Here is a 15,370-nt window from a genome sequence, read left to right as displayed (position 1 = left end):
CTCTCAGTGCGTCCGCGCGGCGGCGAAGTCGATCAACCGTCCCCAGGCGGCGCGCGCCGGGGAGGCGGGCAGCCCGTCGAGCAGCCGTTGCGCCTGCTCGACGTACTGCGCCATGGTCGCCGCGGCCCGGGGCAGGCCGTCGGTGCGCCGGATCGAATCCAGCGCGCGGGCAAGGGTTTCCGCGTCCTCGACGGGTTCGGCCAGCAGGGCCGCGAGTTCCCGTGCGGCGGCGGTGTTCTCGTCGAGCGCGTAGATCACCGGCAGCGTGGCCACGCCCTCGCACAGATCCAGGCCCTGCGTCTTGCCGAGCCGATCGGTCGGCACGGTGAGATCGAGGATGTCGTCGGCGATCTGGAAGACCATGCCGAGCCGGTCGCCCGCCTCCTCGAGCACCGCGGCGATCTCCGGCGGCGTGCGCGCCAGCGTCGCGCCCGCCCAAGCGGCGAGACTGATCAGCGCGGCCGTCTTCTCCCGGATGGTGCGCAAGTAGATCTGCGCGTCGTAGCAGCTGTCGGCGCGGGTGGCCTCGCGCATCTGCCCGGTCACCAGCGCGGTGACGGTCTCGTGCATCTTCGCCAGTACCGACCGTTCCTCGGCGTGGTCGAGCAGCAGATGCCCGGCGCGGGCGAGCAGATAGTCCCCGGACAGGATCGCGATCGTATTCGACCAGCGGGCGTTGACCGTCGGCACGCCGCGACGGACCGCGCTCTCGTCCATGACATCGTCGTGATGCAGGGTCGCCAGGTGGATCATCTCCACCGCGGCGGCCGCGGCGAGTACGGCCGGTCCGTCCGGGTCCGTGCCGAACCGCGCGCCCAGCACCGTCACCAGCGGGCGGAACCGCTTACCGCCCGAATTCAGCAGGTGCAGAGCGGGTTCGGCGATGAACGCCTCCCCCGCCGACAGCGATTCCAGCAGCAGGCTCTCGACCCGGGCCATGGTTTCGGTGACGGGTTCGAACACCGACCCCTCGACACCGGCGCCCGCCTCGTCCCGTACCTGAACACTCATGCTCCCCACCCTCCGGCGTGATTGTATGCCACAGCATAGCAATAGTGCTGTGGCATACGGCACGCTTTCGGCGTCGCTGTGACTCGGGTCACACGACCGCTATGCTGTAGCATGAACCTTCGGTCCGGCCTCGAATCAGCAGGGAGTGTGGAATGGCGGAGGGCGCCTTCTCCGATCGGCTCGAATACCTGTTCCGGACGATGCCGAACGACGAGGGACGCCGCTTCACCGCCGACGAGATCGCCCGCCGCGCAACCGATCTCGGCTATCCCATCTCGGCCGTGTATGTGTCGCAACTGCGTTCGGGGCTGAAGCAGAACCCTTCCCTCAAGCACGCCACGGGGTTGGCCGCCGCGTTCGGCGTCGACATCCGGTTCTTCATCGATGACGAGGCGTGGCAGCGCGGCCGCCAGGAGATCGAGTATCTGCGCCTGAGCACCGCCCCGGGGCCGCGGGCGGTCGCGTTCCGTGCCATGGATCTGTCGCAGCAGTCGTTGGCCTCCTTGATCGACTACCTCAAATTCCTGCGCGTTCAGGAGGGGTTGCCCGCCGATCCCCCGGACCTGCCGGAGGAGACCGCGTAGGCCGCGGGCGCGGGCGGCGGACTCCACCGCCCGATCGCGCGGCGGCTCACCGCGCGCAGCGCGACCAGCACCACGGGATCGGGGGTCGCCGCGAGCACCGCGTCGCGCATCGCGGCCGCTGTCGCCGAACCGGGTCCGGTCAGCCGCATCCCTTGGCGCGCGGCGAAACTCAGGGCCGCGACCCGCCGCCTGCGCAGCGCCGAGTACCGGGCCGGATCGGGCAGGCACGCGGCCAGCGTCACGGCGTCCTCGAGCGCCTGGCACGCGCCCTGCCCCAGCGTGGGCAGCATGGCGTGGCCCGCGTCGCCGAGCAGCACCACGCGACCGAACCACAACCGGCGCGGCACCGCGATCTCGAGCAGTTCGGCGCGCACCGCCCGATCCGCACCCGCCCCGGCGATCAGCTCCGGCACCGGTGCGGGCCAGGTACGGAAATGGTCCGGGTCGAGGATCGGCGACCGGGCCGCGGCGTAGACAACGGTCCGATCCCCGACCATGGGCACCACCCCGCACTCCGCGTCGCGGCCCCAGAAGAATCCGGCGTTCGCCGGGGCAGGGGTGTCGAGAACCCAACGCCAGGACAGGATTCCGGTGCGGCGCACCGGCGTGCCCGGCCACAGGGATTGCCGGAGGCGGCTGTGCACCCCGTCGGCGGCGACCACGAAGTCGTATGTGGTTGTGCCGGAATCGGTCTCGATTCGACCCGTCTCGTCCGCGCCGAGCACCCGGGTGCCCAGGCGCACACAGTCGTCGGGGACCGCGGCCGCGAGGATGGCGATCAGGTCGGCCCGGTGGATGGCCACCAGTCCGCCCACGAAGTCGTCCAGGTGCACGCCGAACAGCAGCCGTCCGCGCGAATTGCGCACCGCGCACGGCCGATTCGCGACCGCGTGCGCGCGCACCGCGTCCCCGAGGCCGAGCGCGTCGAGCGCGCGCACCGCGTTCCCCGACAGGAAGACCGCGGCCCCGACCTCGGTGAACCGCTCCGCGCGCTCGTAGACGGTGACGTCCCAGCCGCTCGCGCGCAGGGCGATCGCCGCGCCCAGCCCGGCGATGCCGCCGCCGACGATGCCGACCCTGCCGCGCTCGTTCGCCACCGGACCTCCTCCGCGCGGTTGATTTTGCCAGAGCATACATTCTATGCTTTGGCATGTCATACGGATTGGGGATCGCGGCATGAGCATCGACACCGCATGGTTGCCACCGACGCTCGTCGGCGGCGCCGACTCACGGGGAATCGCGAGATCCCTTCCGGCACAGGCCGAATCGTTCGCCGGGCACGCCGTCGAACACGCCCGCGTGTGGAGCGAGTGGCTCACCCGCTGGCTCGACGCCTGGGACCGCTACGACCCCGAGGCAGTGCTCGCACTCATGACCGAGGACGTGATCCTCATCGACCCCGGCCTCTGCGGCGAGCCCGCCGTCGGCACCCCCGGCCTGCGCGCGGCGGTGGCCACCCTGCTGCGCGCATTCCCCGACGTCCGCTGGGAACTCGCCGGCCCCCCACACCTGACCCTCGACGGCACCAGCCTCGCGGTCCCCTGGCGAATGCGCGGCACCTTCACCGGCGACATGAGCGGCGGCTGTTCGCCCCTCGGAATGGCCCCCACCGGACGACGTTTCGACAATCGCGGCGTCGACATCTACGAGTTGCGCGACGGCCTGCTGTCCCGCTGGACCAGCACCTTCGACCTCATCGAACTGGGCAGGCAATTCGGCATGTTGCCCGATCCGCGGGGTCGGCTGTTCCAGCTCGGCATCCGAATGCAACGGCTCGGCGCGCCCGCGCTGCGCACCTACTTCCGGTTCCACGACCGAGGGCGGCGGTGAGACTGGGGGCGAAACGCGTTCGGCCGCACGGATTTCGGGTTCCGGGGGCGTCGGTGAGGTCAGGGCCGAATAGTATTGGGACGCGGCTGGTTCGCATCCGGTGACCGCTGGCGGCGATGAGGGCGTGGCAGGAACACTCTGGGGCGCGGCGCGTTCGTATTCCGCGACTGCGGGCGGTGGTGAGGGTAGGGAGGAGAAGTGTTGGGCGGCGGCGAGTTCGTAGGCGATGTGGTGGGGGCCGCCTGCGGCGGTGGTGCGTACGGACTCGTGGTCGAGGCGCATGGCCGCGGCCAGGGCGGGCGCGTCGCGTTGCAGTAGGCGTAGGCCGTCGCTGACCTCGATGAGCATATCGGTGACCCGGCTCTCGGCCCGTCTGCTGGCGGGGGCGTCGAAGCGCACCTGCGGATAGCGGGTGGTGAGCCAATCATGCAGGGGCGCAAGTCGTTCCAGGTAGGAGCGGGCCAGGCGGGTGCCGCGCAGGGCGCCCAGGGCGACGGGTCCGGTGACCCCCGCCACCAGCAGCGCGCTCACCACCAGTTGCAGCGCGGCGGTGAGCAACTGCGCCCACGACGGCGGCATGGCGGGCCACACCACGACGATGACCAGCGCCCACACCTCGTACACGGTGAGCAGCAGGGCCGCGCCGAGCAGCAGCCCGAGCAGCCCGCGCCGCCACGCCCGTTCGCGGGTGCGGGCGCGGGCCGCCACCCCGGCCAGCGCGAGCAGCGTCGGAATCAGCACCGACGCTTGCAGAATCCAGTAGAGCTGCATTCGCGGATTGCCCGCGAACTCGCGCGCGAAGCCCGCGCCGTGCGGCCGCTGCGGTGAGGTGGCGAACAGGTAGGTCAGCACGACCGCGACCGCGGCGTACAGCGCGGCGACCAGCAGCACCCGGGACCGGCGCGGCGGAGCGGCGACCAACTGCAACCGCCAGAACATCATGGTCACCACGATCGCGCTCATCGCGCACAGATTGCTGAGCAGATACGCGGTGTTGTCGCGGATCGGCGCGAACACCGCCTCCACGGCCGGGGTGAGCAGCAGATAGCTCAGCGCGATCAGCACCAGGATCAACACCGGCGTCCGCCGCGCCCGCGCCCCCTGCGGCCGCAGCTGCCGGATCAGCCCGACCGCGCCCACCAGCACGAACAACGCCACCGCCGCGTCGAAAACCGCCATGCGCCTAGCCGATTCGCGTACGCGGGAACCCGAGCCCCGCCCGCAGCCCGGCGGACTCGTCGGTGTCGACATCACTCCACAGGATGCTGCGCAGCGTCTGCCGGGCGAACGCCTCGGCCTCGCGCTCGGAGTCGGAGTCGTACACCGACCGATACCGCACCCGCGCGAACCGCTCGATCGCCTCCGGCCCCACCACCGTGCAGAACGCCTGCCCCGCGTCGAGCCGATCCGCGACGCCGCCATGGCCGTAGAGGATGTGCCCCGCCTCGTGCAACACGGTGTTGATGCGGGCGATCTCGGGCAGATCGGCGTCGTACTCGATCCGGTCCCCGGCCGCGGTGCGCACCCAGCGCCCGGCCACCGCCACCGGCAGCTCCCGGCTGGCCGCGATCCGGAGCGGAATCCCGCTGACACCGAACACGATTCGCCCGAACTCCGCCATGGTGAACGGCTGCAACCGCGCCGCCCGCTGCTGCACCTCCAACAGCGTCCGCCGCGTCACCCGCGCCGCCCCGCCCTCGAATCTTCCACCGATCCCACGAATGGCTGCCACCTCCTGATTCTTTCGTGAAACGTTGTGTACACCAAGCCCTTTCCGCACCCGCGGACGGGTCGTCGACGGCCCCGGCTTTTGGGGGCTTGCGGTGACACGGGCTGTCGCGGGGCGATACGATGATGCGCCAGCAGTCGTGAGGGGGACGATGACGCGGATCTTCCTCAGCCACTCCAGCCGGGACAACGCGGCCGCGCTGGCGTTGCGGCAGTGGCTGGTCGAGCAGGATCACGAGCTGGCGGAGGAGATCTTCCTCGATATCCATCCGAGGTCCGGGCTGCCCGCCGGGGTGCGCTGGAAGGACGCGCTGACCGCCTTCACCGCACGCTGCGAGGCCGTGGTGTGCCTGGTGTCGGCGCACTGGCTCGCCTCGGGCGAATGCGTCGGCGAGTACCGCACGGCGGAATTTCTCGGCAAGCGGGTCTTCGTGGCCAGGCTCGAGCCGGTCTCCTTCGACACCACCCGGGAGTGGCAGCGCACCGACCTGACCGGACCCGGACCCACGACCGACATCCGGATCGAGGACACCGGCCACACGATCACCTTCCGCACGGCCGGGCTGCACCGCCTGCGAGACGGATTGCGCGAGGCGGGGATCAGCGCGCAACGATTCCCCTGGCCGCCCCCGGACGATCGCGACCGCGCGCCCTATCGCGGCTGGGATCCCTTCGACGCCGTCGACGCCGCCGTCTACTTCGGCCGAGATCAGCAGATTCTGCATGGGCTGGATCGCCTGCGGACCGCGCGCCGCGACGGGCGAGGCGCGTTCGTCGTCCTCGGCCCATCCGGTTCGGGCAAATCGTCGTTCCTGCGCGCCGGGCTGATTCCCCGGCTCGCCCGCGACGACCGGGAATTCACGCTGCTCGGCACGATCCGGCCCGAACGGCACGCCGTTTCCGGCGAGCACGGCCTCGCCGCGGCCGTGCACACCGCCCGCGCGCGCCTGGGGCTGTCCACACCCACGCTCGGCCACATCAAAGCCGTTCTCGCCGAGCGCGATTCCGAGGCGCTGCGGGGCTGGCTGACCGAGATCCGCGCCGCCGCCACGGCGCGGCTGCCAGGCCGTTCCGATCCGACGCTGGTGCTGCCGATCGATCAGGCCGAGGAACTGTTCACCGCCGACGCGGGACCCGAGGGTGCGGCGGCGTTGGAGCTGCTGGGCCCGATCCTGGCCGAGCAGGCGGTGCCGTTGGTTCTCGTTGTCGCCGTCCGCACCGATCACTACGACCGCATGCAATCCGCCCTGCCCCTGGCCGGTGTCACCAGCGACCTGTTCGACGAGCTGAAACCGCTGGAGCGCGAACGCTTTCGCGAGATCATCACCGAACCCGCCCGGCGCGCGAGTGCCACCGGCCGCCCGCTCGCTATCCATCCGGAGGTGATCGAGCGACTGCTCACCGACTGCCGGGGCGGGGCGGACACCCTGCCCCTGCTCGCCTTGACGCTGGCGAAGCTGTATCGCGACTACGGGAGCACTACGGGGCGCATCACCCCCGAGAACTATCGCGAGATCGGCGGTATCGACAAGGTGGTGGCGGCCGAGATCGACGACATCCTGTCCCGGCAACCGGACCGGCGTGCGGCCGAGTTGACGCTGCTGCGTTCGGCGTTCGTTCCGTGGCTGGCCGCCTTCCCCGCCGACGCCACCGAGCCGGTGCGGCGGATCGCGCGCTACGCGGATCTGCCGAACGACGCCCGGCCGCTGATCGATCGGTTCGTCGAGCGCCGGTTGCTGGTCAAGGATCGGCGCGGGAGCGACACCACCGTCGAGGTGGCGTTGGAAAGCCTGTTGCGGCAGTGGGCGGATCTCGCGGGCTGGCTGCGGGAGCAGGCCGACATCTTGCGCGCCGCGGACGCGCTGGAACGGGACGCGGCCGACTGGCGGCGGCACGGGCGGGGTACGGAATGGCTACTGACCGGCTCCCGGCTGACCGACGCCGAGGAACTCGCCGCGCTGCCCGGATACCGGGACCGGTTGCGGCCGGTGACCGATCTGCTCGAGGCGTCCCGGGACCACGAAAATCGCCGTGCCGCAACCGAACTCGAGGAGGCCCGACGGCAGGCCGAGGTGGCGCGGCGGCACGCCGAGGCCATGCGGCGACGCGCGCGGGCGCTGGGCGCGGCCGCGGCGGTGGTCGTCGTCGCCCTGGTCCTGGCGATCACGGCGTTCGCCCTTCGATCGCGGGAGAGCGACCGCGCCGATGCCCGCGCCCGCGAGGCCATCGCCGCCCGCCTCGTCGATCAGGCGTGGCAGATGCGGTCGGGGGCGCGGACCGAGGGCGATCTCCGTGCGCTGCACCAGATTCTGGCCGCCCACGCCCTGGCCCCGGACGCCACCGAGCGGGACGTCCTCAACGCCCAGTACGAGCTTCGGCACCTGGACAAGGTGCGGCGGTTGCCGTTCCCGCCGAAGGCGCTGGATGTCAGCGCCGACGGGTCGACGGTCGCCGCGGCGAACGACACGCGGGTGCTCGTCCTCCGCCGCGGCGCGCCGGAGGAGTACCTCGACCTCCAGGACCGGCCGACCCATGTCGCGGTCAGCGCCGACGGCTCGACCGTGGTGGCCGCCGACGCCATGGGCACCCTCTACATCGCGCACGCCGGGCGGCCCGTGCGGAGCCGGGAGGACGCCCCGGAGATCTGGGACCTGCGGGTCAGCGCCGACGGATCCACGATCGCCGTGGTACACAATGGAACACTGTCGATCGCCCGCGACGGCGCGCCCGCCCGCACGTCCTCGATCATCGGCAACTTCTTGGACGTCGAGCTGAGCGCGAACGGTTCGACCGTGGTGGCGCGCGACGACGACGCGAACCTGTACGTGTTCCGGGACGGGGCGGATCAGCGATTCGTTCCGGGCGGCGGCGGCACGGCGCTGGCGGTGAGCGCCGACGGATCCACCCTCGCCGTCGGCGGGGTCGACGGCGAGGTCGTCGTCACGCGCGACGGCGAACCGGAGCGGCGCTTCCGGTCCGCGAAGGCGGTTCATCACCTCGCCATCGACGCGGTCGGCGGCGCGGTCGCCGCCGCGGACGACAGCGGGCACGTGGTCGTGTCCCGCCCCGGCGAGGCCGATCGGACCCGCGATCTCTCGGATTCCGTTGAGCGACTGGGGATCAGCGCGGACGGCGGCGTGGTCGCGGCCGGGGACGGGCGGGGGATGCTGATGGTCGTGCGCGCCGGGACCCCGGACGAGGTGCTGCATCTTCCGGGCCGGATCGGCGCGGTGCGGGTCGCCGCCGACGGCTCCACGGTCACGGCGGCGGCGAGCGATGTGCTGTTCGATGTCCGCCCGGCCGTGCCGCGCCGGACGCTGCTGGCCACGTCATCGCTGTCGGATCCGGGGGTCAGCGCGGATGGTTCGACCCTCGTGCGGGCCGGGCCGCCGGGGTCGCTGCTGATCACTCAGGCGGACGCGCCGGAACGCAGACTCGACGTAACCAATTGGGGGACAGTCGGATTCGCTGTGAGCGGCGACGGCGGTGTCATCGTCATCGGCGACGGTGCGGGAAAGCTACGGATTCTGCGCCGGAACGCTCCGGATATCGTACTGGTGCCGCCCGGGCCGGTCGTCCGGACGTATTGGCGGTTCACGGCGGTCGGCGTCAGCGCGGACGGCTCGACCATCGCGGCCGCGGCCGCGTATCCGCCGACGCTGTTCGTCTATCGGACCGGATCGCCGTCGCGCGCTGTCCCGCTGCCGAATCCGGTCGGTGTGCTCGCCGTCGCCGCCGACGGGTCGACCGTCGCGGCGGGCGACGATCAGGGGCAGGTGCACATCGTCCGCGAGGGCACGCTCGACCAGCCGGTGTCGGTGGGCTCGAAGGTCGAGAAGGTGACCGTCAGCGACACCGGAACCGCCGTCGTGGCGGCCGCCCACTCCGCCGTGGCCGTGATCCGGCGCGGCGGCCCCACCCGAACGCTCACAATGCGCGACGGCGTCTCGGCCGTCGCGCTCAGCGCCGACGGCTCGACCGCGGTGATCACCGGCGCCGACATCACCATCGTCCCGACGGACACCACGCAACCACCGCGCACCCTCCCCATGCCCGAGTACAAGCCCAATGTGGCTGTCAGCGCAGACGGTTCGACCATCGCCGTCGCCGACAACACCGGCAACCTCCTCATCGCCCACCACGCCACCATCGACCGCACCATCCGCCTCCCCCAACCGATCGACACCCTCACCCTCCGCCCCGACGGCTCCGCCCTCACCATCGGCGGCCTCGAGGGCACGGCCTGGTACTGGCGCCGCACCGACCCCACCCCCGTGATCATCGCCCACGAGGACAGCGGAATTCGCCGCATCGCCACCGACGGTCACGACCTGGTTCTGGTGACGCTCGGTAGTGTGGACCGGGTGCCGATCCTGTCCCCGGATCCTCGCGCCTTGTGCGGGAAGCTGCCCGCGCCTATCACGGAAAGTGAATGGCGGGAATGGATTTCGCGGGATTATCCGCGTCGGGGGGAATGTTGACGCGGTGGCGAGCTCACTCGCCGCTCGGCGGACGATCGTAGGCGTCGATGGTGGCCTTGGACGTCGACCGGTCCTGGAGAACGAGTTCCCACGGGCCAGTGTTGATCTCGAAGTTCTTGCCGTAGCCGACCCACTTGCCCGCAAGGCGGGTGTGGGTCAGCTCAGTCAGCATCTGAATCGCCCCGGAGTATCTCGCGCCTTTGTAATACCCCTGCGGCGCAGTGATTTCCATCCAGGCGCCGGTCACGATGTGCCCGTCGACGGTGAGATCCATTTCGAGGGTCCCCGCCGCGCTGTTGGGCAGACTCCGCACCGTGAGCCGGTCGCCGTGCTGGAGCAGCACGACATAGTGTGACGAGGTGAACGTCCGCTGACGTCCCGACGAGTAGAATTCGTAGGTCGACAACCACACACCGTTGAAGCCCCCGGCATGCTGCGTCGCCGCCGCACCGGGATGACGTTCGGCGGGCACCGCACCGATCGCCGACGCGACATCGTGTCCGCCGGGATCACCCGACAACGAGCGCCCGGCCATCACCGCACCGAACCCGAGGCTCTCGATCGGCAGCTTCAGCACCTGTTCCAGAGCCCGAGCATGGGAGGGCCGCGGACTGACCGTCGCCCCCGACTCCCACCGCTGCACGAGCCGCTTAGTCGCACTCACGCAACCGACCTCACGCAAGGCTCGCGCCAGATCGTCCTGGCTCATCATGCGGGCATTCCGTACCGCGCGCAGAGCCGTATTCGGCATACCCATGCCGAGAGCCTAACCAAATGACGCCGAAATGTCGCCCCCGTCGGGGGCGAATTGACGCCGAGCGCGTCGTCGCTTCGTCACGACGTTCGCGGCAACGTGGGCGGTGGTTTCATCGCCGGACCCCCCTCCGGACACCTGGAACCAATGGGAGCTCGCATCAGCCAAGGCGTTCGTTACGACCAGCGCGGCGCAACGGTCGCCGCCCCGAGCCTAATGGAGTAGCCATGACGAAACCTTCTGCGGCACTGCGCGATTGGACGACATACCGCCCGGATCTGGCCAAGGAGGAGGCGTGATCGACTTCCTCTGGGCATTCGTCTTCGCCGTGGTCGGGTCGCTCCTCGCGTACCCGATCATCGCCTATTGGCCGGTTCGTCGGCCCTGCGACAAGTCGGTACACGCCATTCGGCGCCGCATCGAACGCGAGGACAACAAATGACATCGGACGAAGCGGCCATGACCACAGTAGCGGGCGGGTGGATGTTGCCGCGCCGCACGCCGCGCGCCCATCGAGCCAGGTATGTCTACGAACAACTCGCGCCGGTGGACGTGATGTTGGAAGTCCTTGCCGCACTCCACAACTAGAATCCTCACGAATCTATCGACCAAGAGACCGACGAATAACACGAGGAAAGGGCCGCATGGTCGACCTACCGAAGCACTCCGTCAGCGTGTCCGGCATCGTCGTCGATGGCGACAACCGGGTGCTCGTGATTCGGCGCGCTGACAACGGCCATTGGGAAGCGCCCGGTGGCGTGCTCGAACTGGACGAAGCATTCGAGGACGGCGTCCGCCGCGAAGTCGCCGAGGAGACGGGCCTGACCGTCCAGGTCGACCGGCTCACCGGCGTCTACAAGAACCTGGCCGCGGGCATTGTCGCCCTCGTGTTCCGCTGCACGGCCGAGGCCGGGGTAGCTGACCCGACCGACGAAGCGCGCGAGGTCCGATGGATGACCGCGGACGAAGTTCGTGAAGCGATGGTGCCTGCCTTCGCCATCCGTGTGCTGGACGCTCTCGACGGCGGCGAACCGAAGGTGCGGGCGCATGATGGCACGAATCTGTTGAAAAACCTTCGGTTCGCTGGTCGATCACCGAATCCCTGAATCAACGGACACGACCGTCGTAACGTGGTGTACATGAGCGTGGTCGGCGAGCGAGTGAGAAACGCCCGGAAAAGGGCGGGTATGACGCAACGCGATCTGGCTCGCGCGGCGGGCGTATCGCTGTCCCAGCTGCGCAAAATCGAACAGGGCGGCTACGAACCCCGTCTGGAGACGCTGCGCTCCTTCGCGGTCGCGATGAACCTCCGGACCTCGGCGCTTCAGACCACCCCCGACTACGAAATACCCGACAGCGACACCCAATCCCAGTGGCAACCCGTCCTGCACGCCCTGCACGGCAACATGACCGACCCCGACGAACCCGCCACTCCCGAAGGTGTCCAAGCGATGCTGGACACCGTGCAAGCCATGATCGCCGATGATCGATATCGCGAAGTCACGGCATTGCTCCCCAACCTGATTCGGGACGTCGAAGCCCTGGACGACGCACGGCATCTGAAGTTCAAGACCCTCAACATGGTCGCGTCCCTCCTCGCGCAGACCCGCCAGTTCGAGGCCGCCGACACGGTCTTGGACCGCGCCCTCGAGGCGTCCGAGACCGCCGTGGAAGCAGCCACCGCCATCGACACCCACCTGTGGGCACTCCTGCGCCAAGGCCGCTTGGACGACGCCCGCACCATGGCCGTCCAGTGGGCCGACGACATCGAACCCCGATTCTCCCGCGCCACATTGCAATCCGTGGGCATGTGGGGACGCCTGTGGCTGAAGATCGCGAACGCGGCCGTGCGCGACAACCAGCCCCACGAGGTCGAAGACGCCCTCGCCCTGGCCCGCGCGGCGGCAGCCCGCATCGGCCGTGACGTATACGTCGAACGACTCCTCGGCCGCACCTTCGGGCCTCTCGAGGTCTCGTACATCGCCGCCGAATCATTCGTCATCGCTCACGAGCCGGAGAAGACCCTCGCGATAGCCGCAAAGGTCCCCGCGCCCTCGATAGAACCGGCGGGCGCAAGCCGAATGCGCCACAAGCTGGATGTCGCCAACGCCCACACGCAGATGGGACGCTACTCCGAGGCGCTCGAGGAGTTCCGCGTCGTCCAGCGCACCGCACCGGAATGGCTTGTGCAGCAACGCTATGCGCGTGACATTTTGGGGCAGATCGTCGGTCGGCGACGGACCTTGACGCCCGAGATGCGGGAGCTGGCGAATGCGATCAAGCTCGATTACTGAATGTCGGCTATTCGTGGGATGAATGTCACCTCGGGTCGATAAGGCGTGGAAGTGACATTGTTTCGCTGATTGTGTTGCGGGGAGGCTGTTACTGCCTCCGCCTCCGGAGGCCCAGAGTCGAACGGAGCAGCCATGATGACGTCCGCGGTCGTGCTATCGGAGATTCTTGTCGCGCCTTGTGGCCGGACCGAGGGGGAAGCGTGATCGGCTTCTTCTGGACATTCGTCTTCGCTGCCGTCGGGTCGCTCGTGATCTACCCCCTCATCGCCTACTGGCCGTCGCGCACGCCCAAACACAACTCGGTCGACGCCATTCGCGAACGCATCGAACGCGAGGCCGAGGAATAACTCCTAGCTGTTTCATTGCCGATCGGAGGTTTCACATGCGGAGGATCGACACATCGGAGCACGGCCTTGCGCGAATCGGAGTGACTGTCCCTCGTCGCGAACTCGGCAGACTACTGCGTGATCTGCGTTTGGGCGCTGGGTTGACCATGGTTCATGTCGCGCAGCTCATCGGCAAGGGGACGACGACTGTGCAGCGGATGGAGACTGCGGCAACCGTCACCGTCGATCCGGCCGATGTCGAGAAGTTCTGCCAGATCTGTGGGGCGGACGACACCACTACCGAAGCGCTCAAAGTGCTTGCTCGACAGCCTAATTCGGAGGTATGGGTCCACAAGTACGGCGAGCTCATTCCCCGTGACTTCGACTTCTATTCCGGGCTGGAGTCTACAGCGGACGGGCTGACGTCCTATCAGGATCAGATACCGAAGATCTTGCAAGCCCCCGAATACGCCCGTACTCTAGTGAAACTCGCACATCGGAACGAGTCCGATCACGAGATCGCGCGGCGCGTCGAGCGGCGAATGCGACGGAAGCTGTTGATCACGCGCAAGTACAACCCGATCAGGTATCGCCTGGTCCTCGACGAGTCGGCCGCACGGCGAGCCGTCGGCAATGCCCGGGTCATGTTCCAGCAGTGCGCCCATCTGGCGGATATGAGCACGCGGCCGAATATCAGTGTGCGGATCCTGCCCGACTCGGCAGGGATGCCTCTCGGAGTTCGGACCGGCCCATTCTCCCTGCTGGACTTCGAAACTCAGGCGCCGGGAGAGCACTCGGTCGTCCATATCGCGATCTACCGACGCGCGATCTATCTCCACGCCGAAGCGGATCTTCGAGAATATCGGGCGAGCTTCCTCGCTCTGGAAGGCGCGGCGCTGAGCCCGGAGGAGAGCAGGAAACTGCTGCGGCAAACAGCGAGAACCTATCGAGAAACCCCGAATATCATCCCCGCGCAACCGAATACGCCTCAGCGAACGCCTTGAACCGCTTACTCGCCGTCCGCGACGCCGCCAACTGCACCCCTTTCACCATCATCCGCGGAGCGGCGAACTTCGCCTCGATCTCCATCACCATGGTCACCCGCGTCCGCTCCCCGTCGGGCCGCAACGTGTACGAACCCCGTTGCACAGCAAGATAAGTGCTCTGCACAACGTTCCAGCTCATGCGAACGATGCCGTCCCACTCGTACTCGATGAGTTCATGGTCGACCAGCGGCCCGAAGCTGGCATCGACGGTGAGGCGGGTCGGCCTCCCCTGGGCGTCGACCGATTCGACGGAGACATTGCGGTGCAATGACGACCACTCCGGCATCCGACGCAGATCCGCCAAGGCCGCCATGACGGTCTCCACCCGCGCGTCGACCACGAAGTCGACATCGACCCGCGTGCTACCCATGACGCCGAGCCTCCCGCGCCAGCAACCGGTCCCGCTGCTCCTCGAACCGGGGGATCTTCACCTGAGCCAAATCCTCGAGATACGCCGCGAACGAATCCCGCACCCGCTCACCCTCACCCCCGAAATCCGTGCGCTCGAACACCTTCCACTGCTTGCACACCGGCAACAGCACCTCCTCCAGATGCTGCCGCAGATCGTACACGCCGTGTTTGGCCATGAGCGCGCCGTTGCGGCGGAAGTCCGACATCCCGGCGCCGGGCATGCGGAAGTTGCGGACGATGGTGTCGATGGCGGCCATCATGGCGTCGGGCACGAGGTCGAAGGCGGCGGCGCACAGGTTGCGGTAGAAGATCATGTGCAGGTTCTCGTCGGTGGCGACGCGCTGGAGCATGCGGTCGGCGATGGGGTCGCCGCAGACCTTGCCGGTGTTGCGGTGGCTGACGCGGGTGGCGAGTTCCTGGAAGGTGACGTACGCGCCGGAGTGCAGCAGGCTGCGGTCGGCGCCGACGTCGGTGGAGGAGAATCCGGTGGTCATATGCGTCATGCGCGCCCGTTCCAGGGCGACCGGGTCGACGGCGCGGGTGACGATCAGGTAGTCGCGCATGACGACGGCGTGCCGGTTCTCCTCGGCGGTCCAGCGGCCCACCCAGGTGCCCCACGCGCCGTCGCGGGAGAAGTTTTCGGCGATCTCGCGGTGGTAGGAGGGCAGGTTGTCCTCGGTGAGCAGGTTGGTGATCATGGCCGCCTTGGCGACCTCGCCGAGTCTGGATTGGCCGGGCTCCCAATCGGTTCCGCCGAGCGCGGCGAAGTTGCGGCCCTCGTCCCAGGGGACGTAGTCGTGCGGCTGCCAGTCCTTGGCCAGCGACAGGTGCCGGTCGAGATTGCGCTCGACCACGGGTTCCAGTTCGCGCAGCAGGACGAGTTGGGTGAGTTCGGTCGTCGTCAT

Annotated in this window: 15 protein-coding genes and 1 pseudogene; 9 read left to right on the top strand and 7 right to left on the bottom strand. The window is 68.8% G+C overall.

The genetic code is table 11. The features are described from left to right. Window positions 1-3 precede the first annotated feature (3 nt). Window positions 4-1,011, bottom strand: a complete 1,008-nt coding sequence (locus tag ACWDSJ_RS02965; protein WP_450028967.1) for a polyprenyl synthetase family protein — start codon at window positions 1,009-1,011, stop codon at window positions 4-6. A 152-nt stretch (window positions 1,012-1,163) separates the two neighbouring features. Between ACWDSJ_RS02965 and ACWDSJ_RS02960 the strand changes: the two genes are divergently transcribed. After that, window positions 1,164-1,595, top strand: coding sequence for an XRE family transcriptional regulator (locus ACWDSJ_RS02960; RefSeq protein ID WP_387357820.1), 432 nt, complete (start codon window positions 1,164-1,166; stop codon window positions 1,593-1,595). Here the strand turns inward: ACWDSJ_RS02960 and ACWDSJ_RS02955 are convergent. Next, complete coding sequence (locus tag ACWDSJ_RS02955; RefSeq protein ID WP_450028966.1) at window positions 1,544-2,692, bottom strand: FAD-dependent monooxygenase; 1,149 nt, start codon at window positions 2,690-2,692, stop codon at window positions 1,544-1,546. The two genes, ACWDSJ_RS02960 and ACWDSJ_RS02955, sit on opposite strands and share 52 nt — an antisense overlap. A gap of 43 nt (window positions 2,693-2,735) precedes the next feature. Here ACWDSJ_RS02955 and ACWDSJ_RS02950 point away from each other — a divergent pair, with 43 nt between their 5' ends. Beyond that, on the top strand, window positions 2,736-3,425 hold the full coding sequence (locus ACWDSJ_RS02950; RefSeq protein ID WP_450029024.1) for an ester cyclase: 690 nt from the start codon (window positions 2,736-2,738) through the stop codon (window positions 3,423-3,425). 192 nt (window positions 3,426-3,617) lie between these two features. On the opposite strand, the pseudogene ACWDSJ_RS02945 reads toward ACWDSJ_RS02950, so the two are convergent. After that, a pseudogene (locus ACWDSJ_RS02945) lies at window positions 3,618-4,004 on the bottom strand (DUF6545 domain-containing protein); the annotation flags it as partial. 604 nt (window positions 4,005-4,608) lie between these two features. Next, window positions 4,609-5,157 (bottom strand): hypothetical protein, encoded by a 549-nt coding sequence (locus ACWDSJ_RS02940; protein ID WP_387357813.1) that lies wholly within the window; start codon window positions 5,155-5,157, stop codon window positions 4,609-4,611. 148 nt (window positions 5,158-5,305) lie between these two features. On the opposite strand from ACWDSJ_RS02940, the gene ACWDSJ_RS02935 reads away from it, so the two are divergent. Further along, the gene (locus ACWDSJ_RS02935; RefSeq protein ID WP_450028965.1) at window positions 5,306-9,634 is read left to right on the top strand and encodes an nSTAND1 domain-containing NTPase; all 4,329 of its coding nucleotides are present in this window, start codon (window positions 5,306-5,308) and stop codon (window positions 9,632-9,634) included. A gap of 13 nt (window positions 9,635-9,647) precedes the next feature. On the opposite strand, the gene ACWDSJ_RS02930 is transcribed toward ACWDSJ_RS02935, so the two are convergent. After that, window positions 9,648-10,391: a helix-turn-helix domain-containing protein gene (locus ACWDSJ_RS02930; RefSeq protein WP_450028964.1), complete on the bottom strand. Its 744-nt coding sequence runs from the start codon at window positions 10,389-10,391 to the stop codon at window positions 9,648-9,650. Window positions 10,392-10,683: 292 nt separating this feature from the next. Between ACWDSJ_RS02930 and ACWDSJ_RS02925 the strand changes: the two genes are divergently transcribed. From ACWDSJ_RS02925 to ACWDSJ_RS02900, 6 genes are all read left to right on the top strand, one after another. Then, window positions 10,684-10,830, top strand: coding sequence for a hypothetical protein (locus ACWDSJ_RS02925; protein ID WP_450028963.1), 147 nt, complete (start codon window positions 10,684-10,686; stop codon window positions 10,828-10,830). Continuing rightward, a complete protein-coding gene (locus tag ACWDSJ_RS02920; RefSeq protein ID WP_450028962.1) occupies window positions 10,827-10,976 on the top strand; it encodes a hypothetical protein in 150 nt (49 codons plus the stop codon). Before ACWDSJ_RS02925 ends, ACWDSJ_RS02920 begins: the two co-directional genes overlap by 4 nt. 56 nt (window positions 10,977-11,032) lie before the next feature. Beyond that, window positions 11,033-11,494, top strand: a complete 462-nt coding sequence (locus ACWDSJ_RS02915) for an NUDIX hydrolase (RefSeq protein WP_450028961.1) — start codon at window positions 11,033-11,035, stop codon at window positions 11,492-11,494. 33 nt (window positions 11,495-11,527) lie between these two features. Next, window positions 11,528-12,682, top strand: coding sequence for a helix-turn-helix domain-containing protein (locus ACWDSJ_RS02910; protein WP_450028960.1), 1,155 nt, complete (start codon window positions 11,528-11,530; stop codon window positions 12,680-12,682). A gap of 200 nt (window positions 12,683-12,882) precedes the next feature. After that, window positions 12,883-13,029 carry a hypothetical protein gene (locus ACWDSJ_RS02905; protein WP_450028959.1) on the top strand — a complete coding sequence of 49 codons (147 nt, stop codon included), beginning with the start codon at window positions 12,883-12,885 and terminating at the stop codon, window positions 13,027-13,029. Window positions 13,030-13,064: 35 nt separating this feature from the next. Beyond that, complete coding sequence (locus ACWDSJ_RS02900; RefSeq protein ID WP_450028958.1) at window positions 13,065-14,012, top strand: helix-turn-helix domain-containing protein; 948 nt, start codon at window positions 13,065-13,067, stop codon at window positions 14,010-14,012. Here ACWDSJ_RS02900 and ACWDSJ_RS02895 read toward each other — a convergent pair. Both ACWDSJ_RS02895 and ACWDSJ_RS02890 read right to left on the bottom strand, forming a co-directional pair. Beyond that, complete coding sequence (locus ACWDSJ_RS02895) at window positions 13,972-14,424, bottom strand: SRPBCC family protein (RefSeq protein ID WP_450028957.1); 453 nt, start codon at window positions 14,422-14,424, stop codon at window positions 13,972-13,974. The two genes, ACWDSJ_RS02900 and ACWDSJ_RS02895, sit on opposite strands and share 41 nt — an antisense overlap. Continuing rightward, on the bottom strand, window positions 14,417-15,370 hold the full coding sequence (locus tag ACWDSJ_RS02890) for an acyl-ACP desaturase (protein WP_450028956.1): 954 nt from the start codon (window positions 15,368-15,370) through the stop codon (window positions 14,417-14,419). Before ACWDSJ_RS02890 ends, ACWDSJ_RS02895 begins: the two co-directional genes overlap by 8 nt.

It is taken from the genome of Nocardia sp. NPDC003482 (assembly GCF_053588115.1).
The sequence above is the reverse complement of the archived record's forward strand: the minus strand, read 5'-3'. Positions and strand labels throughout refer to the sequence as shown.

Coding starts and splice junctions, on each gene's coding strand:
- ACWDSJ_RS02935 (WP_450028965.1), top strand. CDS start 5,306: ATGACGCGGATCTTCCTCAGCCACTCCAGCCGGGACAACGCGGCCGCG.
- ACWDSJ_RS02930 (WP_450028964.1), bottom strand. CDS start 10,391: ATGGGTATGCCGAATACGGCTCTGCGCGCGGTACGGAATGCCCGCATG.
- ACWDSJ_RS02900 (WP_450028958.1), top strand. CDS start 13,065: ATGCGGAGGATCGACACATCGGAGCACGGCCTTGCGCGAATCGGAGTG.
- ACWDSJ_RS02915 (WP_450028961.1), top strand. CDS start 11,033: ATGGTCGACCTACCGAAGCACTCCGTCAGCGTGTCCGGCATCGTCGTC.
- ACWDSJ_RS02920 (WP_450028962.1), top strand. CDS start 10,827: ATGACATCGGACGAAGCGGCCATGACCACAGTAGCGGGCGGGTGGATG.
- ACWDSJ_RS02910 (WP_450028960.1), top strand. CDS start 11,528: ATGAGCGTGGTCGGCGAGCGAGTGAGAAACGCCCGGAAAAGGGCGGGT.
- ACWDSJ_RS02950 (WP_450029024.1), top strand. CDS start 2,736: ATGCTTTGGCATGTCATACGGATTGGGGATCGCGGCATGAGCATCGAC.
- ACWDSJ_RS02960 (WP_387357820.1), top strand. CDS start 1,164: ATGGCGGAGGGCGCCTTCTCCGATCGGCTCGAATACCTGTTCCGGACG.
- ACWDSJ_RS02895 (WP_450028957.1), bottom strand. CDS start 14,424: ATGGGTAGCACGCGGGTCGATGTCGACTTCGTGGTCGACGCGCGGGTG.
- ACWDSJ_RS02965 (WP_450028967.1), bottom strand. CDS start 1,011: ATGAGTGTTCAGGTACGGGACGAGGCGGGCGCCGGTGTCGAGGGGTCG.
- ACWDSJ_RS02890 (WP_450028956.1), bottom strand. CDS start 15,370: ATGACGACGACCGAACTCACCCAACTCGTCCTGCTGCGCGAACTGGAA.